The sequence below is a fragment of the Streptomyces sp. NPDC012827 genome (assembly GCF_042900905.1).
In the GTDB taxonomy this organism is placed as follows: Bacteria; Actinomycetota; Actinomycetes; order Streptomycetales; family Streptomycetaceae; genus Streptomyces; species Streptomyces gulbargensis.
The window spans coordinates 115,993-139,914 of sequence record NZ_JBIBBY010000009.1 but is presented as its reverse complement, the minus strand read 5'-3'; the positions used below and the strand labels follow the sequence as shown (position 1 = coordinate 139,914).

Annotated in this window: 20 protein-coding genes; 6 read left to right on the top strand and 14 right to left on the bottom strand. The window is 74.2% G+C overall.

Translation table 11 applies throughout. From position 1 onward, the window contains the following. Window positions 1-10 precede the first annotated feature (10 nt). The 3 genes from ACFY60_RS20805 to ACFY60_RS20795 form a co-directional block, all read right to left on the bottom strand. Entirely contained in the window at window positions 11-307 is a 297-nt protein-coding gene (locus ACFY60_RS20805; RefSeq protein ID WP_003955561.1) for a DUF4193 domain-containing protein, read from the bottom strand. Between the two features lie 393 nt (window positions 308-700). Further along, window positions 701-1,939: a sensor histidine kinase gene (locus ACFY60_RS20800; protein ID WP_388612277.1), complete on the bottom strand. Its 1,239-nt coding sequence runs from the start codon at window positions 1,937-1,939 to the stop codon at window positions 701-703. A gap of 5 nt (window positions 1,940-1,944) precedes the next feature. After that, window positions 1,945-2,598, bottom strand: a complete 654-nt coding sequence (locus ACFY60_RS20795) for a response regulator transcription factor (protein ID WP_030211224.1) — start codon at window positions 2,596-2,598, stop codon at window positions 1,945-1,947. 449 nt (window positions 2,599-3,047) lie between these two features. On the opposite strand from ACFY60_RS20795, the gene ACFY60_RS20790 reads away from it, so the two are divergent. Further along, window positions 3,048-3,218 (top strand): hypothetical protein, encoded by a 171-nt coding sequence (locus ACFY60_RS20790; protein ID WP_309055153.1) that lies wholly within the window; start codon window positions 3,048-3,050, stop codon window positions 3,216-3,218. A gap of 96 nt (window positions 3,219-3,314) precedes the next feature. On the opposite strand, the gene ACFY60_RS20785 is transcribed toward ACFY60_RS20790, so the two are convergent. Continuing rightward, window positions 3,315-4,115, bottom strand: a complete 801-nt coding sequence (locus tag ACFY60_RS20785) for an inositol monophosphatase family protein (protein ID WP_388612274.1) — start codon at window positions 4,113-4,115, stop codon at window positions 3,315-3,317. Window positions 4,116-4,126: 11 nt separating this feature from the next. Continuing rightward, window positions 4,127-5,254 carry a ferrochelatase gene (locus ACFY60_RS20780; RefSeq protein ID WP_388612272.1) on the bottom strand — a complete coding sequence of 376 codons (1,128 nt, stop codon included), beginning with the start codon at window positions 5,252-5,254 and terminating at the stop codon, window positions 4,127-4,129. A 228-nt stretch (window positions 5,255-5,482) separates the two neighbouring features. Between ACFY60_RS20780 and ACFY60_RS20775 the strand changes: the two genes are divergently transcribed. Both ACFY60_RS20775 and ACFY60_RS20770 read left to right on the top strand, forming a co-directional pair. Further along, complete coding sequence (locus ACFY60_RS20775) at window positions 5,483-6,763, top strand: MFS transporter (RefSeq protein WP_388612270.1); 1,281 nt, start codon at window positions 5,483-5,485, stop codon at window positions 6,761-6,763. Next, entirely contained in the window at window positions 6,744-8,042 is a 1,299-nt protein-coding gene (locus tag ACFY60_RS20770; RefSeq protein WP_388612269.1) for a D-arabinono-1,4-lactone oxidase, read from the top strand. The genes ACFY60_RS20775 and ACFY60_RS20770 overlap by 20 nt, the downstream gene beginning before the upstream one ends. A gap of 4 nt (window positions 8,043-8,046) precedes the next feature. Here the strand turns inward: ACFY60_RS20770 and ACFY60_RS20765 are convergent, their stop codons facing one another. Further along, window positions 8,047-8,943 (bottom strand): hypothetical protein, encoded by an 897-nt coding sequence (locus ACFY60_RS20765; RefSeq protein WP_388612267.1) that lies wholly within the window; start codon window positions 8,941-8,943, stop codon window positions 8,047-8,049. A gap of 641 nt (window positions 8,944-9,584) precedes the next feature. Between ACFY60_RS20765 and sepH the strand changes: the two genes are divergently transcribed. Further along, complete coding sequence (gene sepH, locus ACFY60_RS20760; protein ID WP_388612265.1) at window positions 9,585-10,607, top strand: septation protein SepH; 1,023 nt, start codon at window positions 9,585-9,587, stop codon at window positions 10,605-10,607. A gap of 60 nt (window positions 10,608-10,667) precedes the next feature. Here the strand turns inward: sepH and ACFY60_RS20755 are convergent, their stop codons facing one another. After that, window positions 10,668-11,498 carry a sulfurtransferase gene (locus ACFY60_RS20755; protein WP_388612263.1) on the bottom strand — a complete coding sequence of 277 codons (831 nt, stop codon included), beginning with the start codon at window positions 11,496-11,498 and terminating at the stop codon, window positions 10,668-10,670. A gap of 170 nt (window positions 11,499-11,668) precedes the next feature. On the opposite strand from ACFY60_RS20755, the gene ACFY60_RS20750 reads away from it, so the two are divergent. Next, window positions 11,669-12,445, top strand: a complete 777-nt coding sequence (locus ACFY60_RS20750; RefSeq protein ID WP_388612261.1) for a VOC family protein — start codon at window positions 11,669-11,671, stop codon at window positions 12,443-12,445. A gap of 36 nt (window positions 12,446-12,481) precedes the next feature. On the opposite strand, the gene ACFY60_RS20745 is transcribed toward ACFY60_RS20750, so the two are convergent. From ACFY60_RS20745 to ACFY60_RS20715, 7 genes are all read right to left on the bottom strand, one after another. Continuing rightward, the gene (locus ACFY60_RS20745) at window positions 12,482-13,849 is read right to left on the bottom strand and encodes a polysialyltransferase family glycosyltransferase (RefSeq protein WP_388612259.1); all 1,368 of its coding nucleotides are present in this window, start codon (window positions 13,847-13,849) and stop codon (window positions 12,482-12,484) included. A 3-nt stretch (window positions 13,850-13,852) separates the two neighbouring features. Beyond that, the gene (locus ACFY60_RS20740) at window positions 13,853-14,818 is read right to left on the bottom strand and encodes a glycosyltransferase family 2 protein (protein ID WP_309050897.1); all 966 of its coding nucleotides are present in this window, start codon (window positions 14,816-14,818) and stop codon (window positions 13,853-13,855) included. Between the two features lie 138 nt (window positions 14,819-14,956). Beyond that, window positions 14,957-17,572 (bottom strand): YfhO family protein, encoded by a 2,616-nt coding sequence (locus ACFY60_RS20735; RefSeq protein WP_388612257.1) that lies wholly within the window; start codon window positions 17,570-17,572, stop codon window positions 14,957-14,959. 195 nt (window positions 17,573-17,767) lie between these two features. Beyond that, a complete protein-coding gene (locus ACFY60_RS20730) occupies window positions 17,768-18,418 on the bottom strand; it encodes a thymidine kinase (RefSeq protein WP_388612256.1) in 651 nt (216 codons plus the stop codon). A 56-nt stretch (window positions 18,419-18,474) separates the two neighbouring features. After that, window positions 18,475-19,683: an alkaline phosphatase family protein gene (locus ACFY60_RS20725; protein ID WP_388612254.1), complete on the bottom strand. Its 1,209-nt coding sequence runs from the start codon at window positions 19,681-19,683 to the stop codon at window positions 18,475-18,477. Next, window positions 19,683-20,267, bottom strand: a complete 585-nt coding sequence (locus ACFY60_RS20720) for a DUF5998 family protein (protein ID WP_309050901.1) — start codon at window positions 20,265-20,267, stop codon at window positions 19,683-19,685. The genes ACFY60_RS20725 and ACFY60_RS20720 overlap by 1 nt, the downstream gene beginning before the upstream one ends. Before the next feature lie 133 nt (window positions 20,268-20,400). Next, entirely contained in the window at window positions 20,401-23,433 is a 3,033-nt protein-coding gene (locus ACFY60_RS20715) for a GNAT family N-acetyltransferase (RefSeq protein ID WP_388612252.1), read from the bottom strand. A gap of 174 nt (window positions 23,434-23,607) precedes the next feature. Here ACFY60_RS20715 and ACFY60_RS20710 point away from each other — a divergent pair, with 174 nt between their 5' ends. Further along, complete coding sequence (locus tag ACFY60_RS20710) at window positions 23,608-23,889, top strand: HPr family phosphocarrier protein (protein WP_309050903.1); 282 nt, start codon at window positions 23,608-23,610, stop codon at window positions 23,887-23,889. Window positions 23,890-23,922 lie beyond the last annotated feature (33 nt).

The following is a 23,922-nucleotide window of genomic DNA, read 5'->3' as shown; positions in this document are numbered from 1 at the left end:
TCGAGCGTTCTCAGTCGCAGTCGCGGCAGATGGGCTGACCGTTCTTCTCCCGCGCCAGCTGGCTGCGGTGGTGCACGAGGAAGCAGCTCATGCAGGTGAACTCGTCAGCCTGCTTGGGCAGGACCCGGACGGCCAGCTCCTCGTTCGAGAGGTCGGCGCCCGGCAGCTCCAGGCCCTCGGCGGCCTCGAACTCGTCGACGTCGACGGTCGAGGTCGACTTGTCGTTGCGGCGGGCCTTCAGTTCTTCAAGGCTGTCCGAGTCGACGTCGTCGTCGGTCTTGCGTGGGGTGTCGTAATCCGTTGCCATGTCGCTCTCCCCCTCTGGGTGGTTGCGGGTGTCTCCAGCGCACGTAACGCGTGAGAGGTCGGACTTGTGCCCGACCTGAGGCGGAGATTTTGCCTCACATCAAGGTCTGTTACTCAATCGACACCCGTCCCGCCCTCTCACGAGTGAGGGGGTTGGGGTGGCGAACCGGACCGTACACGGTCCTCGGGGCGCCGCTCGCACGCGCCACCCCGTGTACTTCCCGTCATCCGAAGCCCGGGAAACCCGGATTTTTCCCGGTTTTCCGGTGGAATCCTCGATCACGGAGCGTGCGACCGACCACCCTTCGCCCTGTGATCGATCACACACGCGCGTCTCAGCATCAGAGCTCGGGAATTCCGCGCAAAGCGAACGGAACCGGTCGCGCGCACTGTGTCACATCGGCAGGGTGACTCGCATCACGAGACCGCCGCCCTCGCGGGGCTCCGCGATGATACGGCCGCCGTGGGCGCGGGCCACGGACCGGGCGATCGACAGGCCGAGACCGACGCCCTTGTCGCTGCCGGTGCGCTCCTGGCGGAGCCGGCGGAAGGGCTCGAAGAGGTTGTCGATCTCGTACGCGGGGACCACGGGGCCCGTGTTCGAGACGACGAGGACCGCCTGGCCGTGGGCCGTCTCGGTGGTGACCTCGACCCATCCGCCCTCGGGCACGTTGTACCGCACGGCGTTCTGGAGCAGGTTCAGGGCGATCCGTTCCAGCAGGACGCCGTTGCCCTGGACGACGGCCTGGGCGCGTTCGCCGCGGATCTCGACCCCCTTCGCGACGGCCTCGGCGTGCGTCTGGTCGATCGCGCGGGAGGCGACCTCGGCGAGGTCGACGGCCTTGCGGTCGATGATCTGGTTGTCGCTCCGGGCGAGCAGCAGCAGGCCCTCCACGAGCTGCTCGCTGCGCTCGTTGGTGGCGAGGAGGGTCTTGCCGAGCTGCTGGAGCGCCACGGGGGCCTCCGGGTCGGAGATGTGGATCTCCAGGAGGGTGCGGTTGATGGCGAGCGGCGTACGGAGTTCGTGCGAGGCGTTGGCGACGAACCGCTGCTGGGCGCTGAAGGCCCGTTCCAGGCGCTCCAGCATCTCGTCGAAGGTGTCGGCGAGCTCCTTCAGCTCGTCGTCGGGGCCGTCGAGCTCGATCCGCCGGGCCAGGTCGGAGCCGGCCACCTGGCGGGCGGTCCGGGTGATCCGGCCGAGCGGTGAGAGGACCCGGCCGGCCATGGCGTAGCCGAAGGCGAAGGCGATGATGCTCAGGCCGAGGAGGGCGAAGAGGGAGCGGCGCAGTAGGTCGTCCAGGGCCCGGTCGGTCTGGTGGCGCAGGCAGATGGAGACGGCGTCGTTGAACTGGTCGCCGGTGCCCGTGTCGGGCAGCACGCACCAGGAGGTGGTGGGCTGCACCTCGCCCTTGACGATTTTGAACGGGAGCTGGGCCGCGCTGTCGCTCAGTGCCTGCGCGGTGAAGAGGTAGATGATCGACAGCAGCAGGATGCCGGCGATCAGGAACATGCCGCCGTAGAGCAGCGTGAGCCGTATGCGGATGGTCGGGCGCAGCAGGGGGCGGACGGGGTCCCGGGGGTCCCAGGTCGGCTTGGGCGGCGCCTGGGGGTGGGGCGCGGGGGTGGTTCCCATGGGCGTCAGATCCGGTAGCCGGAGCCGGGGACGGTGACGATCACGGGGGGTTCGCCCAGCTTGCGGCGCAGGGTCATGACCGTGACCCGGACGACGTTGGTGAACGGGTCGGTGTTCTCGTCCCAGGCCTTCTCCAGGAGCTGTTCGGCGGAGACCACGGCGCCCTCGCTGCGCATGAGGACCTCCAGGACGGCGAACTCCTTGGGGGCCAGCTGGACCTCGCGGCCGTCGCGGAAGACCTCGCGGCGGTTGGGGTCGAGCTTGATGCCGGCGCGCTCCAGGACGGGCGGGAGCGGCACGGTGGTGCGGCGGCCGAGGGCGCGGACGCGGGCGGTCAGCTCGGTGAAGGCGAAGGGCTTGGGGAGGTAGTCGTCGGCGCCCAGCTCCAGGCCCTCGACGCGGTCGCTGACGTCGCCGGAGGCGGTGAGCATCAGCACGCGGGTGGGCATGCCGAGCTCGACGATCCTGCGGCAGACGTCGTCGCCGTGGACGAGGGGCAGGTCGCGGTCGAGGACGACGACGTCGTAGTCGTTGACGCCGACGCGTTCCAGGGCGGCCGCGCCGTCGTACACGACGTCGACGGCCATGGCCTCCCGGCGCAGTCCGGTGGCCACGGCATCGGCGAGCAGCTGCTCGTCCTCGACGACGAGTACGCGCACGTCGTGATCCTTCCTTCGGGTCCTGGTCCGAGGCGGGGACCAGGGGTGGTTCTGAACGGTCCCGCGGGGGGCCGGGGACTGACTGTGCGTGTCCATCCTGCCCCGTTCGCGCGTAAACCGGCTGTAAGGCGGGGTGCGGACGGGGAGGGTCCGGGCGGGCGGAGAACGGGGAGGACGCGGGCCGGCGGGGCGGCGGCGTCGGAGGGCGAGGGTCCGGTGAACGGGCGGTGGCGCTCCGGGGCGCGCTCGGTGGCCGCGAAGAATTCGCTTGATTCGCGGGTCAGTTGAGGTTTCTCTGAGGAAGCGGCTGGGGAGGAGGTGTGCACACCCCGCGATCACAGCTGAAGGTGGCACGTCGTCCGCCACTCTCTGTCCCCCAGAGCTCACAGCGTGTGATCCACCCCACCGGCACACCCCGTGCCACCGGACCCATGACGAGGGGGCGCACGATGGACGCTTTCACCGCAGGACTGCTGCACCGGATCAGGACCACGCAGTCGGACCTCACGCGGGCCCGCGAGACGGGCGACGACTTCCTCGCGGACGTCGAGCAGGCGGAGCTGGACGACCTGCACCGCCTGGCCGCCGAGCACGGCGTGGAGGTCGCCCCGGGCGTCTGACGCCCACGGACCCGTGCGAGGGCCCCGGAGCCACCACCGGCTCCGGGGCCCTCGCGCGTCCGGCTCCCGCCTTCCGCGCGGACGGCTCCGGGGCGCTCAGTCGCGCCAGGCCCCGTGCTCCTCCAGCAGCTCCTGGAGAGGGCCGAAGAGGCCCGGAGGGGCCGCCACGACCAGCTCCCCCGACTCGGGCTCACCCGGCCGCCCGCCGGTCAGCGCGCCGGCCTCGCGGGCGATCAGGGCGCCCGCCGCGAGGTCCCAGGGGTTCAGCCCTCGCTCGTAGTACGCGTCGACGCGGCCGGCGGCGACGTCGCAGAGGTCGATCGCCGCCGAGCCGCCGCGCCGGATGTCGCGCACGCGCGGGATCACGTGCCGGACGACCTCCGCCTGGCGGGCGCGGCGCTCCGGGAGGTACCCGAAGCCGGTGGCGACGAGGGCCTGGCCGAGTTCGGGCGCGGGGCGGACGGCGAGGGGCCGCTCGCCGCAGCGGGCGCCGCCGCCCAGCACCGCGTGGTAGGTCTCGCCGCGCATCGGTGCCTCGACGACGCCGACGACGGTCTCGCCGTCCCGCTCGGCGGCGATGGAGACACCCCACGAGGGCAGGCCGTAGAGGTAGTTCACGGTGCCGTCGAGCGGGTCGATCACCCAGCGGACGCCGCTGGTGCCGGCGGTGGCGGCGCCCTCCTCGCCGAGCAGGCCGTCCTGCGGCCGGTGCTCGGCGAGGAAGCCGGTGATCAGCTTCTCGGCGGCGATGTCCATCTCGGTGACCACGTCGACCGGGCTGGACTTGGTCCGGGCGACGGCCAGGTCCGCAGGCCGGCCGTCGCGCAGCAGCGCGCCGGCCGTGCGGGCGGCCTCCAGGGCCAGCTCGTGCAGTTCGGTGAGCAGGGGGTCGGTCACAGGGTGGCTCCTCAGGCGTAGGGACTGTCGGCGCCGGCCGCGGCCGGCCGCTCCGCCCGGGCCGGGCAGCAGCCGACGGGGCACAGGTCGTGGGAGGCCCCGAGGGTGCCGAGGGCGCAGCGCTCCACCCGCAGGCCGCGTTCGGTCGCGGCCCGCTCCAGGACGAGGTCGCGGACGGCGGCGGCGAAGCGGGGGTCGGCGCCGACGGTCGCCGAGCGGCGGACCGGCAGCCCGAGTTCCTTCGCCTTGGCGGTGGCCTCGGTGTCGAGGTCGTACAGGACCTCCATGTGGTCGGAGACGAAGCCGATGGGGACCATGACGGCGGCGGGCGCCCCGGCGGCGTGCACCTCCTCCAGGTGGTCGCAGATGTCGGGCTCCAGCCACGGGATGTGGGGGGCGCCGCTGCGGGACTGGTAGACGAGCCGCCAGGGGTGCGAGACGCCGGTCTCCGCGCGGACGGCGTCGACGACGAGGCGGGCGACGTCGAGGTGCTGCTTCACGTAGGCCCCGCCGTCGCCGTGCTCCGTGACCGGACCGGAGGTGTCGGCGGCGGAGTCGGGGATGGAGTGGGTGGTGAAGGCCAGGTGGGCCCCGGCCCGTACGGATTCGTCCAGTTCCGCGAGGGAGGCGAGGACGCCCTCGACCATCGGGCGGACGAAGCCGGGGTGGTTGAAGTAGTGGCGCAGCTTGTCGACCCGGGGCAGCGGGAGCCCCTCCGCCTCCAGGGTGGCCAGCGCGTCGGCGAGGTTCTCGCGGTACTGGCGGCAGCCCGAGTAGGAGGCGTACGCGCTGGTGGCGAGGACGGCGATGCGGCGGCGGCCGTCGGTGACCATCTCGCGGAGGGTGTCGGCGAGGTACGGCGCCCAGTTCCGGTTCCCCCAGTAGACCGGCAGGTCGAGCCCGGCCTGCGCGAAGTCCGCCCGCAGCGCGTCGAGCAGCGCGCGATTCTGGTCGTTGATCGGGCTCACGCCGCCGAAGAGGAAGTAGTGCTGCCCCACCTCCTTGAGCCGTTCCTTGGGGATGCCGCGGCCACGGGTCACGTTCTCCAGGAACGGGACCACGTCGTCCGGGCCCTCGGGGCCGCCGAACGAGAGCAGGAGCAGGGCGTCGTACGGGGCGGGATCGTGCTGATCGGACATGGCACCGATCCTCCCACCCGCCACCGACACCCGGTGGTGCGGCCCGGCCGGAACCGGCCGCCCGTCCCGCGCCGGCCGCCCGCCCCCGACCGCGCCCCGGCCGGGCGGGCCCGGTCGGGGGAAAGGGGGATGCCGCATCAAATTCAACACCGTAGGCTTTAGCTGTTAATTACACGTGTCGACTCGTCGCGCCGCCCCGCGCCGCAGCACGAGGATCCGGAGCCCCCCTTGCCCAGTCCCTACCGCGCGATCTTCTCGGCGCCCGGCACCGCGTCGTTCACGGTGGCCGGATTCTTCGGCCGGATGCCGCTGTCCATGATGGGCATCGGCATCGTGACCATGATCTCCCAGGTTACGGGCCGGTACGGGCTCGCGGGCGCCCTGTCGGCGACCCTCGCGATGTCCGCGGCCGTCCTCGGTCCCCAGGTGTCCCGGATGGTCGACCGGTACGGCCAGCGCCGGGTGCTGCGGCCCGTCACGCTGATCTCCCTCGCCGCCGCCACCGGCCTGCTCCTCTGCGTCCAGCAGCAGGCCCCCGACTGGACCTTCTTCGTCTTCACCGCCGTGATCGGCTGCGTGCCCAGCGTCGGGGCGATGACGCGGGCCCGGTGGGCGGAGATCTACCGCGGTGACGGGCGCAGCCTCCACACGGCGTACTCCTGGGAGTCGATCGTCGACGAGGTCTGCTTCATCTTCGGCCCGATCGTCTCCATCGGCCTGTCCACCACCTTGTTCCCCGAGGCGGGACCGCTGCTCGCCGGCGTGTTCCTCGCGGTGGGCGTCTTCTGGCTGACCGCGCAGCGCGCCACCGAGCCGAGCCCGCATCCGCACCGGGACGACCGGGGCGGTTCGGCGCTCCGCTCCCCCGGACTCCAGGTCCTGGCCCTGGCCTTCGTCGCGACCGGCGCCATCTTCGGCTCGGTGGACGTGGTGACCGTCGCCTTCGCCGAGGAGCAGGGCCACAAGGCCGCCGCCAGCCTGGTGCTCGCCGTCTACGCGCTGGGCTCCTGCCTGGCGGGCGCCGTCTTCGGACTGCTCCACCTCAAGGGCGAGCCGTCCCGCCGGTGGCTCCTGGGCATCTGCGCGATGGCCGTGAGTATGATCCCCCTCCTACTGGCCGGGAACCTGCCGTTGCTGGCCGTGGCGCTCTTTGTCGCGGGCCTGTCCATCGCACCGACGATGGTGACCACGATGGCCCTCGTCGAAGCGCACGTACCGCGCACCAAGCTGACCGAGGGCATGACCTGGACGGGTACCGGGCTCGCGATCGGCGTGGCGCTCGGCTCCTCGGCCGCCGGCTGGGTGGTCGACGCGTCGGGGGCGGAGGCGGGGTACGTGGTGCCCGTCGTCTCGGGCGCGCTCGCGGTCGTGGTGGGTCTCCTCGGACACCGCCGGCTCAGCAGGCCGGCGCCGAACCGGGAGGGGCAGCGTGAGCGGGACGACGACAGCGGGACGGACGGGGCCGACGGGGGCGCGGAGGCCCGGGACGGTGAGCGCCCCGTGGCGTAACTGGGCGGGGAACGTCTCCTCCCGCCCGGTGCGGGAGGAGAGCCCGGCCTCGGCCGAGGAGCTCGCCGAGGTGGTGCGCCGGGCCGCCGAGGACGGGCTGCGGGTGAAGACGGTCGGCACCGGCCACTCGTTCACCGCCATCGCGGCCACCGACGGGGTCCTGGTCCGGCCCGGGCTGCTCACCGGCATCCGGCGCGTCGACCGCGAGTCGATGACGGTGACGGTCGAGTCCGGCACCCCGCTCAAGCGGCTCAACGTGGCCCTGGCCCGTGAGGGCCTGTCGCTCACGAACATGGGCGACATCATGGAGCAGACCGTCGCCGGGGCCGTCTCCACCGGCACCCACGGCACCGGCCGCGACTCCGCGTCGATCGCCGCGCAGATCCGCGGGCTCGAACTCGTCACGGCCGACGGCCGGCTGCTCACCTGCTCGGAGAAGGAGAACCCCGAGATCTTCGCCGCCGCCCGGATCGGGCTCGGCGCGCTCGGCGTGATCACGGCGATCACCTTCGCCGTGGAGCCGGTCTTCCTGCTCACCGCGCGCGAGGAGCCGATGAGCTTCGACCGGGTCACCGCCGAGTTCGACGCCCTGCACGCGGAGAACGAGCACTTCGAGTTCTACTGGTTCCCCCACACGGACAACTGCAACACCAAGCGCAACAACCGCAGCGCCGGTCCCGCGGCTCCGCTCGGCAGGGTCGGCGGCTGGATCGAGGACGAGCTGCTCTCCAACGGGGTCTTCCAGCTGGCCTGCTCCCTCGGCAGGGCGGTGCCGCCGGTGATCCCCGCCCTCGCCAGGGTCTCCAGCCGGGCGCTGTCGGCCCGGACGTACACCGACATCCCGTACAAGGTCTTCACCTCGCCGCGCCGGGTGCGCTTCGTGGAGATGGAGTACGCGCTCCCGCGCGAGGCGGCGGTCCCGGCGCTGCGCGAGCTGAAGGCGATGCTGGAGCGGTCGCCGCTCAAGGTGAGCTTCCCCGTCGAGGTGCGCACGGCGCCGGCGGACGACATCGCCCTCTCCACGGCCTCGGGCCGCGAGACGGTCTACATCGCGGTCCATCTCTACAAGGGGACGCCCCACCGCGGGTACTTCACCGCGGTGGAGCGCATCATGACGGCCCACGGGGGGCGCCCGCACTGGGGCAAGATCCACACCCGTGACGCCGCCTACCTGGCCGGGGTGTATCCGCGCTTCGCCGAGTTCACGGCGCTGCGCGACCGCCTCGACCCGGACCGCCGCTTCGGCAACGACCACCTGCGCCGGGTGCTCGGCGACTGACCCGTCAGCCGGTCGCCCCGGGCGCGGGCTGCGGCGGGAGCGTCCGCCCCGGGGACTCGGGGACGGGGGCCCCGGTCGGGGCCGTCGGCGCGGTCGGCTCGGCGGGCCCCGTCGGGGCCGTGCTCGGCGCCGGGCCGGAGGGCTCGGGGTCCGGGGCCGGGTCCGTGCCCGTGGGGCCGCCGGGGGAACCGGTCGGGCCGGTGGAGCCGCCCGGTGTCGGCTCCGGCGCGGGCGTCCCCGTGCCCGCACCCGTACCGGGGGTGGAGGTGCCCCGGCCGTCCGGGGCGGACGGGGTGTCCCCGCCCGGTGCGGCGCCGCCGTCCGGCTTGCCGTCACCGTCGCGTGCCGGGCCGGAGGGGGCGGGGGGCGGGGTCCCGTCGTGGCCGGGGGTGCCCCGGCCGCCGTCCCCGCCGCCGCGGACGACGGAGCCGAAGGTGGTCCGCCCCTTCGTCCCGCCGAAGTCCTCCCCCGAGACGAGTTCGTACGCCGTGATGCCGCCCATCGTGACGCCGAAGACCAGGGCCGCGGCGAGGGCCGGACGCTTCCAGCCCCGCATCCGGGTGCCGTGGGTGGTCGCCCGGCCGAACGCGCCGTCGGCGGGCGGGCCGCCCGGCGCGACGGTGCCGAGCATCAGGGTGTGCTCGTCGGTCCGTTCCGGCCGCGCCGGGCGCCGGCCGCCGGCGGCGCGGCGGCCGAGCTGACGGGGCTTCGGCTTGACGGCGGCCGTCGCGCCGCGCACCTGCTCGCCGGTGCGCTTGAGGAGGTGCTGGAAGACCGGTCCGCCGCAGGTGGCGATGACGCTGATCACGCCGGCGCCGACGATCGTGCCGTACACCCCGAGGGTGGAGGCGAGTTTGGCCGCGATGACGGCGGCCAGGGCGCTGCCCGACACCTGAGCCACACTCAGGTCGATCCTGGCCCGGCCGCCCTGCTCGTGATCCTGTCCGGTTTCCCGCGCCTCCCCGGCTTCCGCCCGCTTCACCGGCCCTCCCGTTCCACCCCTCTCGTCGGTCTCCTGCGGCCCTTCCGGCGCGGCCCTCGGCCTGTGATCCATCTCCGACCTCTGCTTGCTCATCTGTTCCACCATGCACCCAGAGGGGACAAATGGGCGAAGCGATTAGTTCCGTTTCTGGTGGTTCTGTGAACAGGGACACGCGGTCCGGGACATCACGGACACTCAACTCGTGTGGACCCCGAGAAGTTGGGCGGCGCGGCGGTCCACCCAGGTGGCCCGAATGGAGTACATTGACGATCCCTGGGTACGGACGCTCTCACGGGTGCCCGGAATCACGGGGAGGGGGCCGAACCCGGCACTCGAAACCGGCGGCGCCGCGGCACCGCACGGAAGCCCGCTGCACAGCGTGACCGCCAGTCACTCCGCGTAGCGATCCGGTTACCGTGCCATAACGGCGTTCCAGGGTCCACGCCCGACACGCCGGGCAACTCGGCAAGGTAGTGGCAGGCTGCACCCGGGCAGGCCACACTCGACTAGCGGAAGCAGCGACGCACGTGACGTCGGCAGGCACCACCCGGGAGGTCCCCATGCCCGAACTGCGTGTCGTGGCCGTCTCCAACGACGGCACACGACTGGTGCTGAAGGCTGCTGACAGCACGGAGTACACGCTTCCGATCGACGAGCGGCTGCGCGCCGCCGTGCGCAACGACCGCGCGCGCCTCGGCCAGATCGAGATCGAGGTGGAGAGCCACCTCCGCCCCCGCGACATCCAGGCGCGGATACGTGCCGGTGCCTCCGCGGAGGAGGTCGCCCAGCTCGCGGGCATCCCCGTCGACCGCGTACGCCGTTTCGAGGGCCCCGTCCTGGCGGAGCGCGCCTTCATGGCCGAGCGGGCCCGCAAGACGCCCGTCCGCCGGCCCGGTGAGAACAGCGGTCCGCAGCTCGGCGAGGCCGTGCAGGAACGGCTGCTGCTCCGCGGTGCCGAGAAGGACACCGTGCAGTGGGACTCGTGGCGCCGGGACGACGGCACCTGGGAGGTGCTGCTGGTCTACCGGGTCGCCGGTGAGGTCCACACCGCCAGCTGGACCTACGACCCTCCGCGCCGGCTCGTCCAGGCCGTGGACGACGAGGCCCGGGCGCTGATCGGCGAGACCGACGACACCCTCGCCGCCGCGCCGGAGCCGAGCTTCCCCTTCGTGCCGCGCATCGCACGCCTGCCCCGGGACAGGCCGCTGGACCGTGCCCTGGACCGGCAGATCGAACGGCCGGTGCCGGTCGCCGCCGAACCGGAGGAGGAGCGGGACTCGCTCACCAGCCTCCTGGAGGCCGTACCGAGCTTCCGGGGCGACATGGTCGTGCCCGAACCAACGGAGACGGAGCCCTCGGAGGAGGTGGAGGCGGAGGAGCCCCCGGCTCCCGCCGCGTCCGCCGGGGCGGGGTCGGCGTACGCCGATGTGCTCATGCCGCGTGCCGTCTCGGGCCACCGCGACCGGCTGCACGGCGCGACCGACCGCCAGGCCGAGGCGGACGGCGTCCGCCCGGGCCGCCGCGCGGCGGTCCCCAGCTGGGACGAGATCGTCTTCGGCACGCGCCGCAAGAAACAGGACTGACCGGCCGTCCCCGGTCGGCCCCGCGCCGCGACCCGGCGCGGGGCCGACGGGGCGGCCGCCCTACCGCGGGTCCGGGCCCGTGGCCACCGGGCGGGTCGGGTCCGAGGACCATTCCGACCAGGAGCCCGCGTAGAGCGCCGCCGGGATGCCCGCGATCTCCAGGGCGAGGACCTCGTGGGCGCCGGAGACGCCGGAGCCGCAGTAGACGCCGACCGGCGTGCTCCCGGCCGCGGCGCCCAGGGCGGTGAACCGCGCCCGCAGGGCGTCGGGGTCCAGGAAGCGGCCGTCCCCGGCCACGTTCTCCGTCGTCGGGGCGGAGACCGCCCCGGGAATGTGGCCGCCCACCCGGTCGATGGGCTCCACGTCGCCGCGGTACCGCTCCCCCGCCCGGGCGTCCAGGAGCAGCCCCGAGCGGGCCAGCGCCGCCGCCTCGTCGGCGTCGAGCAGACCGAGCGCGCCCGGCTTCGGCCGGAAGTCGCCCGGCCGCGGGGCGGGGGTCTCCCGGGACAGTTCACCCGTCCAGGCGGCGAGCCCGCCGTCGAGGACCCGCACGTCCGGGTGACCCGCCCAGCGCAGCAGCCACCAGGCGCGGGCCGCGCCCCAGCCGAGCCCGCCGTCGTAGACGACGACCGGCCGCCCCGCCGACACACCCGCGCGCCGCATCGCGGCCCCGAAGGCCTCCACGTCGGGCAGCGGGTGGCGGCCGCCGGTGCCGGGCGGGCCGGCGAGGTCCGTGTCCAGGTCGACGTACACCGCGCCGGGGAGGTGGCCGGCCTCGTACTCGGGCCGCCCGGGCGGGCCCCCGAGCGTCCACCGGACGTCGAGGAGCACAGGCGGACGCGCACCGGCCGACTCGCTGAGGAGTTCGCTTGCGGAGATGATGGGAGTCATGGGTGCCATCCTCGCGCAGCGGGGCCGCTGCGGAGGAGGAACCCGGCGTCCTTCCCACCGGACCTGCCGCCGGTTCGCGCCGACGGCGCGGGCGGGGCGCGCCGCGCGCCGTCCGGTGCGGCCACCGGTACGGCAGTACGGCCACGACCAGGTCCGAGGAGAGAGCGACGATGACCGAGGCGACGCGGCGCCCACCCGGTACACCCTGCTGGGTGAGCCTGATGGTGCACGGGCTTGACTCCACGCTCGAGTTCTACCGCGCGCTGTTCGGGTGGGAGTTCGTTCCCGGGCCGCAGCAGCTCGGACCGTACGTGCGGGCCCTCCTGGACGGCAAGGAGGTGGCCGGCGTCGGCCAGCTGCCTCCCGACCGGCACCTGCCCATCGCCTGGACCACCTATCTCGCGACCGACGACGCCGACGACACGGCCGAGGCCATCCGCGCCTGCGGCGGCACGGTCGCCGTGGGGCCGCTGGACGCCGCCGACGCGGGCCGGCTCGTCATCTGCTCCGACCCGGCCGGCGCGGTGTTCGGGGTGTGGCAGGCGGAGGCGCACCACGGCACGGCGGCGGCGGGACCACCGGGAACCCCGGTGTGGAACGAGCTGCTGACGTACGAGACCTCCTCGGTCGGCAAGTTCTACCGGTCGGTCTTCGGGTACGAGGTCGAGCCGGCCGCCACCGCCGACTTCGACTACGCCACGCTCCACCTGGCCGGCCGGCCGGTCGCCTCCCTGCACGGGGTCGGCAACGCGCTGCCCCGGGACCGGGGCGCGCACTGGATGACGTACTTCGAGGTGGCCGACACCGACGAGGCCGCCCGGCTGGTCACGGAGCTGGGCGGGCACGTGCTCCGGCCGCCGAGGGACGGCACGGCGGGGCGGCTCGCCCTGGTGACCGACCCCGAGGGCGCGGTCTTCACCCTCGTGCGGTCGGCCGGCGGGAACTGAGACACCGGGCCCGTCGGGCGGACGCCCGCTCCCCCGTCAGCCGCGCCGGGAGCGGACGAGGCCGCGCCGCGGAGGCGGTCCCGGTGCCCGGGGCGGGGCCGGCGGTACCGGGTCCCCGCCGGGCAGGCCGAGCTGCGTCAGCCGTACGGCGTCGAAATGGGGGGCGATGCCGGGGTCCGCGAGGTGCGCGGCGAGGTACCGTTCGGCCTCGGCCCGCAGTCCCGGATGGCTCTTGGGCCGCATGCAGTAGCCGACGGCACGGACGAGCGGCGCCAGTGACTCCGGCGCGCGGCCGGGTACGGCGGGCTCCTGCGGGCCCTCCAGGTCGGCGAGGAGCCGGTCGACGAGGGTGAGTGGGACGCGGTTGCTGTTCTCGTACGGGCTGAGGCGTTCGAGCAGCTCGGCGGTGCCCACCCGGGCGACGGGGATCCCGTGGTACACGGCGGCGGTGAGCAGCGCGGTGGAGAAGCAGCCCACGACGAGCCGGGGCCGGCAGCGCGCGAAGAAGGTCTCGGCGAGCAGCGGCCCGCCGAGCACGGTGAGCCGGACCCCGGCCTCCTCGGCCGCCTCGTGGAGGACCTGGGAGTAGCGGACGGGTGCGCTCGGGTGGGGCTTGAAGACGAGGGAGCGGTGGCCGGCCGCGGCGGCCCCCCGCAGCATGCGGACGTGGAGCGCCTCTTCCTCCTCCACGGTGAGGAGGGACAGGGCGGCCAGGTACTGGCCGAGCAGCAGGGCGGTGGGCGCGGCCGCCGCGGCGCGCTCGATCTCCGGGTCGCCGTCCGCCTCCCGCGCGATCTCGGCGAGGACGGCGCGGAAGGCCTCGTCGGGGACCAGTTCCGAGCCGACGCCGTACTCGGTGAGCAGCAGCGGGCGCAGGCCCGGGACCAGGTCGAGGTGGAGGACCCGCCGGACGCGGCAGGCGACGGACTGGGCGAGGTCGTTGCGGGTCGGGCCGTAGCTCATCAGGCCGTCGGCGTAGACGTGGACGGAGCTCTCGGGGAAGGTTCCGGCGAGCGCCTTGGCCGGGTTGACCTGGATGGACTCCACGACCAGTTCGACGGGCGCGGTGCCGAGGTCCCAGGCGGTGCGCAGGACGCGCTGCCAGAGCGGGGCCTCCTCGGGCCGGGGGGCCCAGGTGGCGGGGTGGTACGGGTGGATGGTCTCGTTCCAGTCGAGGGTGCCGTCGAAGCGGGCGGCGATCCGCTCGTACCCGGTCATGTCCTCCAGGCGCAGCGCGGTCTCGGGGATCTCGGCGTTGCGGGAGATGAGCAGGAGGCGGCGGGCGTCCTCGCGGGGGCCGAACTGTCCGGCGTCGAGCGCGGCCGCGACGGTGGCCGCCCCGTAGAGCGTGGACACCTGGAAGATCTGGACCCGGCGGGGGTCTCCGGTGGGGTCGGGAGCCATGGGTCAGGCGGTCCTTCCGGTGTCGCGCAGGCTCCGGAGGAGGGTGCTGCGGGGGGTGTCCATGGTGGCGAGGGTCTCGTCGAGGACCTGCTGGGGCATGCGGTGCAGGGCGTCCGCGACGTCGGCGCGCAGCCGCCGGGCGACCTCGGGCTCGTACCGGCCGGCCTTGTTCACGTGGAAGGCGATCATGGCGCAGTAGGTGCGGACGGCCTTGGGCAGGAAGCGGTCGGCGTCCCGGTCCCGGGAGACCTCGTCGAGCAGGAGGTCGTAGGAGGGGATGAAATCCAGCTGCCGGTTGTCGGTGATCTGGGTGAGGGAGGTGGTGACGCCGCGCCGGTAGAAGACGCCGTGCAGGGAAAGCGCCGCGAACGTGCGGGCGGTGAGATGGAGCCGCCAGATCCAGAGGCGGTCCTCGGCCGTGCGCAGAGAGGTCTCGAAACGTGAGGCGCCGTCCCGGAAGAGTGATCCCCGGTAGATTCCGAAGGGGACGAAGGGATAGTCGACCATGGTCACCATGCTGGCCGGGGAAATGCCGTCCCGGGGGTCCATGACGGTGTCGCGGACCTTGGCCGGGGCGTATTTCACATGCCTTTTGCGGCCTTCCGCGAGGACGTGGTCGGTCCGGGCGAAATCACAGCCGAGCCGGTCCATGCCGGCCACGGCGGCGGCCAGGTGGCCGGGGGCGTACCAGTCGTCGCCGTCGAGGAAGGTGAGGTATTCACCGCGTGCCGCGTCGATTCCGGTGTTCCGGGCCTGGGCGACGCCGAGGTTCGTCTCGTGCCGGATGACCGTGGCGTTCGGGACGCGGTCGCGCCAGCGGTCGAGGATTTCCGGGGTGTCGTCCGTCGAGCAGTCGTCGACCAGCAGGAACTCGAATTCCGGGTCCGCGTTGCGGGCGAGACTGCGCAGGGTGTCGGGAGCATAGGCCCCGACATTGTGGAAGGGGACGACGACGGACAGTTTTGGCACGCGGATTCCCCACACTGAAATCGAACGATCAAACGCCGGTACGGCGGGCAGAGTAATCGGGTTGTTTTCCCGGGGAACGATCCCCGCGTGCACTGCGGGTGAACTCTTGTCGTCCCCGGCGGAAACCGGAACCCGGGGTCACCTCCTCCGGGCCCGTGCGTGGAGGACGGCGGTCAGCGCCAGGGCGAGCAGAGCCGCCGCGCCGACCCCTGTGCCGAGGCGGAGGCCCGGGGGCCGGAAGGAACAGGTGACCGTGGTCGCCCGGCCGTCGAGCGGGACGGCGACGAGGCCCCGGTGGTCGCGGGCGGGTGCGAGCCCGGCATCACCGGCGGCGCAGTGCCAGCCGGAGATGCGGGGGGCCGCGAGCACGGCGATGCCGGTACTGCCCCGCGGAAGCTCCGCGGTGACGGAGTGTCCGGTGGCGTGCACCCGGGTGGCGCCGGTGGCGGTCAACTGCCGTACGGCGGCGTCCAGACGCTCCCGCACCAGGCACCCGACCGCCTGCGCGGGCAGCCGTACCTTCTCGCCCGTCCTCCTGTCGGCCTTGGCCTTCGGGTCGGGACGCAGGGCGATCCGTACGGCACCGGAGGCCGGGACCGCGCCGAGGGGCCGCATCGGGGCGCGGACGGCGGGCGGCCTGCCGTCGAAGTCCACGGGCCCGTCCCCGCCGTCGAGGGCGGCCGTGCCGTGGAACTCGGGGGCCCAGAACCACACTTCCGAGCCGGCCGGGCAGCGGGCCGTGAGGGTGCGGCCGGTGCGCCGGACGGCCGGCAGCTCGTACACCGGGGACCCGAGGAGCAGTTCCTGGTTGCGGAAGGCGGAGTCGCCTGGGGCCGTGGCGGCCGGGCGCGGGGCGGGGCGGACCGTCACCAGCGGGGGCACCGGGGTCGTGGTCGCGGTGATCGCGGCCATGGGCGGCCGGTCCTGGCGCAGCGGGCCGGCGGGCCGTGAACGCATCCGGGTCCCGATGGAGAAGAGGGCGTCGGTCACCGGGTTGTCGAGCGTGACCGGGTGCCGGCCCTTCGCGTAGAAGCCGAAGCCCAGGCCGGCGAGAGTGGCGGACGTGGTGGCGGAGGTGAGGCTGCTGTAGACGTCGGCGCCCTGCCCGCCGACGAGGAGGGTGTCGTTGCCGCCGGGCACCTCGCCCGGGTCGGTGCGGTACCGGGGCCAGGCGTCCGCGCGGGCCACCTCGGCGGCCATCTCCGCGTGCCAGGGGCCGAGCGGCGGGGCCCAGGAGACCTCACTCCGCTGCTGCTCCTCGATCCGCTTGCCGGTCACGGCGGTCTCGCCCGTCTGGGCGGCGAGGAGCAGGAGCACGGCCAGGGCGGGCACCAGGGAGCGACTCGCCGATCCTGCCGGGCTCGCGACGCCCGGCGCGCGCCCTCGGCCGGCGAGGAGGGCGAGGAGCGCGGCGCCGAGAGCCGCGAGGAGGGTCGCGGCGAGGACCGGGAAGGTCCACCGGTCGATGTCGGCGCTCCCCCGGCCCGCCCACGCCAGGGCGCCGAACAGCGCGCCGCCCGTGAGGAGCGCCACCGGGCGGGGCACGCCCCCGGCCACCGACAGCCAGGCCGCGATGACCAGCAGGCCGCACAGGACGAAGGTCTGGCGGTACGGGATGCCGTTGGGCGAGGCGCCCGCGTGCCAGAGCAGATGGGTGGGCTCCCACTGGAGGGAGAGGGTGACGAGGAGGACGGCGGCCGTCCAGCCGGCCCGGACGCGCGGGGTGACGGCCCGCTGGAAGGGCAGGGCCAGGGCGAGGAGGAGGGCGGGCGTGCCGATGAACAGGGCGGGGGTCGCCACGCTCGCCGTGGCCGGCAGGAAACGGGCGAACAGGTCGGTCCAGGCGGCGGGCGCGAACGTGGTCGCCGGGGTGGGGTCGGCGCCCTTCGTCGCGAGGAAGACGACCGTGACCAGGGGCGCGGCCAGCCCGACGCCGATGAGGACGCTCCGGGCCGCCCGCAGCAGCCCGGCGAGCCGCTCCCGGGCGGCGGGGCCGTCCGGGTCGGTGGTGAGGAGACGGACGGCGAGAACGACGGCGGCGCCGACGGTGGCCATGTAGGCGGTGTAGAAGTTCGCGATCCACGCGAGGGCGACGACGAGCGGACCGAGAACGGGCCGGCACCCGGTCCTGGCCCACTCCCCCACCAGGCAGAGCAGGGGGAAGGCGACGAGGCCGTCGAGCCACATCGGCACCGAGGCGCCGTAGTTGAAGGTCCACCCGGAGAGGGCGTAGGCGGTGCCCAGGAGGGCGGCGACCGGCCAGGGGCCCGGGCGCAGGCGCGGGAGCAGCGCGGTGGCCGCGGCGCCGGCGGCCATGATCTTGAGGGCGGTGACGACGTAGAGCGCGGTCTCGATCCGGTCCGCCGGGAAGACGACGACGAGCAGGTCGAAGGGGCTGCTCAGGTAGGTGCCGATGTCGCCGAGGAAATGGGAGCCGAAGCCGGAGTTCCAGTTGAGGAAGGCGTCACCGTGGCTCTCCCCGAGGAGCACCTTCCGCCAGTAGGCGTGGTACGGCAGGTACTGCTGGCCCAGGTCGACGATGTTCCTGGTGACCGGCCCGAACGGGGCGGTGCGGGAGAGGGCGGTGGCGAGGCAGAACAGCACGCCGCTCAGCAGGGCGGCGGCCACGGGGCCCCGCAGCGGGCCGCTCGCCCGGCCCCGGGCCGTCACCGCGCCGCGCGCCGCGTCCTCCCGCACCCCGCCCGGCTCACCGTCGTCGTCCTCGTCGGGCACGGTCGGGGCGGCGGAACGCACACGTCCTCCAGGGTCGTACGGCACGGGTGACGCCCGGAGGCGGGTCGTCACGGGCCGCCGCCCATTACCCCCGATCCGGGCGACCCGCAACCGATCGCCGGGCCGTCATCCGGTGACCCCCGAGTGAACTCCCGGTGCGGGTACGGGCCGTGCGGTCCCTGGTACCCGCCCCCGGCTTCACCGCTCCGGCGGCCGTCAGGAGGGCGTGACGGGGAGGACGTCCGGGGAGAGCGCGCCCGCGCGGGCCGAGGCGCTCGTCATCCGCTTGCGGTGGTGGCGGCGGCAGAGCACCTCGTAACCGACTTCCTCCCTGGGCCGGTTCACATCGCCGACGACGACCTGTTCGCCCTCCACGACCATCTCGCCGCCGACCGTGCGGGCGTTGTGGGTGGCGCGGGCGCCGCACCAGCACAGGGCCTCGACCTGGAGCTGCTCGATGCGGTCCGCCAGTTCGATGAGCCGCTGCGAGCCGGGGAAGAGCTTGGTCCGGAAGTCGGTGGTGATGCCGAAGGCGAAGACGTCGAGCCCGAGGTCGTCCACGATCCGGGCGAGCTGGTCGATCTGCTCCGGGGCGAGGAACTGCGCCTCGTCCACGATCACGTAGTCGGCCTTGCCGCCCTTGGAGAGTTCACCGACCAGGTAGGCGTAGAGGTCCATGCCCTGGCCCGCCTCGACCGCCTCCGTCACCAGGCCGAGCCGCGAGGACAGCTTGCCCTCGCCGGCCCGGTCGTCCCGGGTGAAGATCACGCCCTGCAGTCCGCGGGCGGACCGGTTGTGTCCGATCTGGAGAGCCAGTGTGCTCTTTCCGCAGTCCATCGTTCCGGAGAAGAACACCAGCTCGGGCATGACGGGTCGGGACCTTTCAGGTCGTCGGGATCAGGTGGGAGGGCGGGGCGGGCTGCTCAGGAACGGACTTCGAGGAGCGGGACGAACTGCTCGGCGGGGGTCATCGAGCCGTGCATGCCGACCATCGCCGACTCGTGGGGCTCGCTGACCGAGGCGGTGATCGCCACGTCGTCCAGCGCCGCGGCGGCGACCACGTCACCGATGCGGCCGTGGACGCGCTCGTCGATCTCGTCGCCGAACCAGCCGAGGGCGATCGCCTCGTCCCGGCTCGCCACCCAGAACTGCTCGCCGAGGACCTCGCGCCAGCAGGTGAGGACGTCCGCCTCGGCGCCGGGCACGGCGTAGACGTGGCGGGCACGTCCCTCGCCGCCGAGGAGGGCGACGCCGGCGCTCAGCTCCCAGTCCTCGTCGAAGTCGATGCGGTGGTCGTCCCCCTCGGGGATGTCGACCATGCCGTGGTCGGCGGTGACGTAGAGGGCGGAGCGCGGCGGCAGCTGCTCGGCCAGCCGCTGGACCAGCCGGTCCACGAACATCAGCTGGCCGCGCCAGGCGTCGGAGTCGATGCCGAAGCGGTGTCCCGCGCCGTCGAGCTCGCTGTAGTAGGTGTAGACGAGGGAACGGTCGCCGCCCGCCAGCTGCTCGGCCGCGCAGTCCATGCGGTCCTCGCCGGAGAGCTGCCCGTGAAACGTTCCGCCGCTCAGCGCGATCTTGGTGAGCGGGGTGTCGGAGAAGATGGGCGAGGAGACCTGGGCGGTGTGCACGCCCGCCTCGTGGGCGAGGCGGAAGATCGTGGGGTACGGCTGCCAGACGTGCGGCGCGGTCCACGGCTTCCAGCGGAGCTGGTTCATCAGCTGGCCGCTCTCGGGGTTGCGGACGGTGTAGCCGGCCAGCCCGTGCGTGCCGGGATAGCGACCGGTGCCGACGGAGGCCAGGGAGGCCGCGGTGGTGGCGGGGAACCCGGCGGTGACCGGGCGGCCGGTGCCGCCGCGCGAGGAGCCGAGGAGCGAGGTGAGGTACGGGGCCTCGTCCGGGTGGGCCCTGAGCTGCTCCCAGCCGAGCCCGTCGATCAGGAAGACGCAGTTCCGGTCGGCCGGGGTCAGCTCCTGGATGCGGGGCGCGAAGCCGGACACGCCCTGGCCGGCGACGAGCGTGGGCAGCAGGTCGCCGAGGGAACCGGAGGCGTACTCCGGTACGGGCGCGGTCTCCGGCGCGAGCGGGACCGGGTCGTCGGGCCAGCCGTGGGAGGGGGCCGTGGGCTGCACCATCAGCGGGCGGCCACGGTGGCTTCGGAGAGCGCCTGGGCGAAGGCGAGCGTCTGCCGGACGGTGTCCGGGCCGTCGCCGGCGTCGCTCACCCGGAGGCTGAGGTCGTCGGCGGTGGAGTTGCCGGTGTAGCCGTGGTCGGCGTCGCAGTTGGGGTCGCCGCAGGCGGCGGGCTCCAGGTCGATGCGGGAGACGGCTCCCCAGCCGATGGTGAGGACCACCTCGCGGGGCAGGGTGCCGGGGGTGTACGACTCCGGGTTGGCGACGACCCGGCTGACCACGACCGACGAGATCCGGTCGAGCTTCACGGACTCGGTGGAGGTCGTGGCGTAGGGGGTCGGGGAGCTGTTGTCGGCGGCCTGCTCGTCGGTGTGGCTGACGATGAAGCGGCTCGGCGTCAGGACGAGGACGGTGACGTGGCGCCGGACCTCGTTGGAGTCGAAGGTGGTCTCCTGGTGCACCACGTACGACGCGACGGCCTCGCCGCCGACGGCGGCCTCCACCGCCTCGGCCACGAGGGCCGGGTAATAGCCGCTGCGCTCGATCGCCGCGCGCAGCCCCTGGGTCGTCGTACCGGTCTTCGCCATGGACTCCATCCTAATCCGTGGGCAGGGGCCTCTCGGCCGGTTGCGCGGGCGGTGGGGCCGTTCGCGCGGGCGGACGCTGTGACATCCGACTCCCCGCCGGGGGCGGCGGCCGGGACGGGCGGGGCGCCGGCGCTCAGTAGCTCGGCAGGCTGCGGGGGCCGAGGTCCGTACGCGGCGGGGGCGGGGCGAGGCGGACGGTGGCGCCGAGGACGGAGAGCCCGCGGGGGGCCACGACGACCGGCTCCAGGGAGACCGCGACCACCTCGGGGTGGTCGTCGACCAGCCGGGACACGCGCAGGAGCAGCTCCTCCAGGGCCGGGGTGTCGACGGGGGCGGAGCCGCGCCAGCCGAAGAGGAGCGGGGCGGTCCGGATGGACCGGACCAGCTCGGCGGCGTCCCGGTCGGTGGCCGGAACCAGCCGGTGGGCCGTGTCCCCGAGGAGTTCGGAGGCCGCGCCCGCGAGCCCGAAGGAGAGGACGGCCCCGACGGCCGGGTCGATGGCCGAGCGGACGACGGTGTCGACGCCCCTCGGGACCATGGCCTGGACGACGGGTTGCAGCTCCTCCGGCTTGCCGAGGACCTCGGTCAGCTCGGTGTAGGCGGTGCGGAGCTGCTCCTCGGTCGCCAGGTCGAGCCGGACCCCGCCGAGGTCGGGGCGGTGGCGCAGGTGGGGGGCGGTCGTCTTGAGGGCCACCGGGTAACCCAGGCGGGCGGCCGCGGCGACGGCGGCGTCGGGGGTGGGCGCGGGCAGGGCGGTCAGGACGGTGATCCCGTACCGGGCGAGAAGCTCAGCGGCCTGTGCGGCGCCTAGGGTGATGCCCCGGCCGTCCTCGGTCGCCTCCGCGAGGCCCCGCGCGATGAGCGCGGCGGCTCCCGTCTCGTCGATGTCCTCGTACTCGGGCACCCGCCCCGGCTCGGCGGCCTGCCGGCGCCACTGCCCGTACCGCACGGCCTCGGCGAGCGCGCGTACGGCCCGCTCGGCGGCGGGGTAGGCGGGAATCGTGCGGCACTCGGCCCCGTCGGCCCCGGCGTCGGGGCCCTCGGTACCGGGCGCGGCGGCCTCCGTCTCCCGCCGCCCGGCTGCCGGGGAAACCCCGTCCACCCGGGCGGCCCCTCCCGCGTGCGCCACCGGCCGCGCCGCGTGCAGGCCGGCGCCGGCGGCCGTACGGGAGGACGACCCCGCGCCGGCGGCCGCGCCCGTACGGGGTACGGCTGCCGCTCCCCCGCCGTCCGGGCGGCCCGGGGCCGGCGGGCGCGTGCTCGTGGCGGCGGCGAGGGCGTCCGCGAGGGCGCCCATCTCGACGTGGACGACGACCACCGGCTTGGCCGCGCCCGGGACGGAGGCGACGGCCTCGCGCAGGGCGGCGGCCAGGGTCTCGCCGTCGCCCGACTCGGTGGCGCCGTTCTCCCCCACCCAGGGGATCGCGGTCACGACGACCGCGTCGCTCGTCTCGTCCGCCAGCGCCGCCGCCAGCGCGTCCCGGAAGTCGGCCGGGCCCGCCGCGGTCGTCAGGTCGAGGGGCCGCATCGGGCGCAGCCCCTCCGTGAGGCAGGCGTCGTACGTGAGGAGGCCGAGGGACTCCGAGTTGCCGAGGATCGCCACCCGGGGCCCGGCGGGCAGCGGCTGGGCGGCGAGGAGGAGGCCCGCGTCGACGAGCTCGGTGACGGTGTCGACGCGGATCACCCCCGCCTGGCGCAGCAGCGCCGAGACGGTGGCGTGCGGGACGCGGGTGACCGGCACGCGGTGGCCGGGCGGGGCGCTGCCGCTGTGCCGGGCCCCCTTGACGACGACGACCGGCTTGACGGCGGCGGTGCGCCGGGCCAGCCGGGTGAACTTGCGGGGGTTGCCGATGGACTCCAGATAGAGGAGGACGACGTCGGTGCCGGGGTCGTCGTACCCGTGCTGGAGGAAGTCGTTCCCGGAGACGTCGGCGCGGTTGCCGGCGGAGATGAAGGAGGACAGGCCCGCGCCTCGCCGGTGGAGTCCGGCGAGGAGGGCGATCCCGATGGCGCCCGACTGGGCGAAGAGGCCGATCCGCCCGGCGGCAGGCATCTGGGGGGCGAGCGAGGCGTTGAGCCGGACGTCCTCGGCGGTGTTGATGATGCCGAAGGCGTTGGGGCCGATGATCCGCATCCCGTAGGAGCGGGCCTGGCGGACGAGGGCGCGCTGGCGCTCCCGGCCGGCCGGGCCGCTCTCGGCGTATCCGGCGGAGAGCACGACCAGGCCCCGGACGCCGTGCTCGCCGCAGTCGGCGACGGCCTCGGGGACCCGCTCGGCGGGGACGGCGACGATCGCGAGGTCGACCGGTTCGCCGACGGCGGCGACGGAGGGGTGGGCGGGGACGCCGTCGAGCCGGTCGGGCCCGTCGGTGAGCGCGGCGTTCACCGCGTACACCCGTCCGGTGAAACCGCTGTCGAGCAGATTGCGCAGGACGGTCCTGCCGACGCCGCCGGGGGTGCGTCCGGCGCCGACGACGGCGACGGACCGGGGGGCGAGGAGCCGCTGCACGGAGCGGGCCTCGGCGCGCTGCTCGCGGGCGCGCTGGACCGCGAGGGAGCGATCGGTGGGTTCGAGGTCGAGGTGGAGGCGGACGGAGCCGTCCTCGAAACTCCGCTTCTGGGTGTAGCCCGCGTCCGTGAAGACCTTGATCATCTTGGTGTTGGCGGGCAGGACCTCGGCGGCGAAGCGCCGGATGCCGCGCTCGCGCGCGACGGCCGCGATGTGTTCGAGGAGGGCGGAGGCGACCCCGCGCCCCTGGTGCGCGTCCTGGACGAGGAAGGCGACCTCGGCCTCGTCGGCGGGAGCGGAGGCGGGCAGTCCCTGGGCGTTGATGCGGTCGTAGCGCACGGTGGCGATGAACTCGCCGCCCACGGTCGCGGCGAGACCCACCCGGTCCACGAAGTCGTGGTGGGTGAAGCGGTGCACGTCCTTGGCGGAGAGCCGGGGGTAGGGCGCGAAGAAGCGGTAGTACTTCGACTCGTCCGAGACCTGCTCGTAGAAGCTGACCAGCCGGTCGGCGTCGGCGGCGGTGATGGGCCTGACGCGCGCGGTCCCGCCGTCGCGCAGGACCACGTCCGCCTCCCAGTGGTCCGGGTAGACGTGCTCCGGCGCTGCCGGTGGTGCCTGCCGTGCCGCCGCTTCCGGCTCTTCCGACGCGCTCTGCATGGGGCAAGCGTACGGCGGGGGTACGACAGTGGCACCGGTCGCGCGGCAGGGGTGTGCCGTGCAAGGTGGGGAGGGCCGGGCGGCGGCCCGCGCGGGGCCGGGCCCTGCGCGAGCACCGCGCATCCCGTGAGACACTGGTCTAGACAACCCGCTTGAGACTTGAAGGGCAACACCATGGCTGAGCGCCGCGTCAACGTCGGCTGGGCCGAGGGCCTGCACGCCCGCCCCGCGTCCATCTTCGTCCGTGCCGCCATGGCCTCCGGCGTTCCGGTGACGATCGCCAAGGCCGACGGCAACCCGGTGAACGCCGCGTCCATGCTCGCGGTGCTCGGCCTGGGCGCGCAGGGCGGCGAGGAGATCGTGCTCGCTTCGGACGCCGAGGGCGCCGAGGCCGCTCTGGACCGTCTCGCGAAGCTGGTGGCCGAGGGTCTCGAGGAGCTTCCCGAGACCGTCTGAGCCCGGCGCGGGTCCGCCCGCCGCTCAGCACGT

What these genes read in the sequence shown, in the direction of transcription:
- ACFY60_RS20805 (WP_003955561.1), bottom strand. Translation starts at nt 307, where the DNA reads ATGGCAACGGATTACGACACCCCACGCAAGACCGACGACGACGTCGAC.
- ACFY60_RS20800 (WP_388612277.1), bottom strand. Translation starts at nt 1,939, where the DNA reads ATGGGAACCACCCCCGCGCCCCACCCCCAGGCGCCGCCCAAGCCGACC.
- ACFY60_RS20790 (WP_309055153.1), top strand. Translation starts at nt 3,048, where the DNA reads ATGGACGCTTTCACCGCAGGACTGCTGCACCGGATCAGGACCACGCAG.
- ACFY60_RS20780 (WP_388612272.1), bottom strand. Translation starts at nt 5,254, where the DNA reads ATGTCCGATCAGCACGATCCCGCCCCGTACGACGCCCTGCTCCTGCTC.
- sepH (WP_388612265.1), top strand. Translation starts at nt 9,585, where the DNA reads ATGCCCGAACTGCGTGTCGTGGCCGTCTCCAACGACGGCACACGACTG.
- ACFY60_RS20755 (WP_388612263.1), bottom strand. Translation starts at nt 11,498, where the DNA reads ATGACTCCCATCATCTCCGCAAGCGAACTCCTCAGCGAGTCGGCCGGT.
- ACFY60_RS20750 (WP_388612261.1), top strand. Translation starts at nt 11,669, where the DNA reads ATGACCGAGGCGACGCGGCGCCCACCCGGTACACCCTGCTGGGTGAGC.
- ACFY60_RS20745 (WP_388612259.1), bottom strand. Translation starts at nt 13,849, where the DNA reads ATGGCTCCCGACCCCACCGGAGACCCCCGCCGGGTCCAGATCTTCCAG.
- ACFY60_RS20730 (WP_388612256.1), bottom strand. Translation starts at nt 18,418, where the DNA reads ATGCCCGAGCTGGTGTTCTTCTCCGGAACGATGGACTGCGGAAAGAGC.
- ACFY60_RS20725 (WP_388612254.1), bottom strand. Translation starts at nt 19,683, where the DNA reads ATGGTGCAGCCCACGGCCCCCTCCCACGGCTGGCCCGACGACCCGGTC.
- ACFY60_RS20720 (WP_309050901.1), bottom strand. Translation starts at nt 20,267, where the DNA reads ATGGCGAAGACCGGTACGACGACCCAGGGGCTGCGCGCGGCGATCGAG.
- ACFY60_RS20715 (WP_388612252.1), bottom strand. Translation starts at nt 23,433, where the DNA reads ATGCAGAGCGCGTCGGAAGAGCCGGAAGCGGCGGCACGGCAGGCACCA.
- ACFY60_RS20710 (WP_309050903.1), top strand. Translation starts at nt 23,608, where the DNA reads ATGGCTGAGCGCCGCGTCAACGTCGGCTGGGCCGAGGGCCTGCACGCC.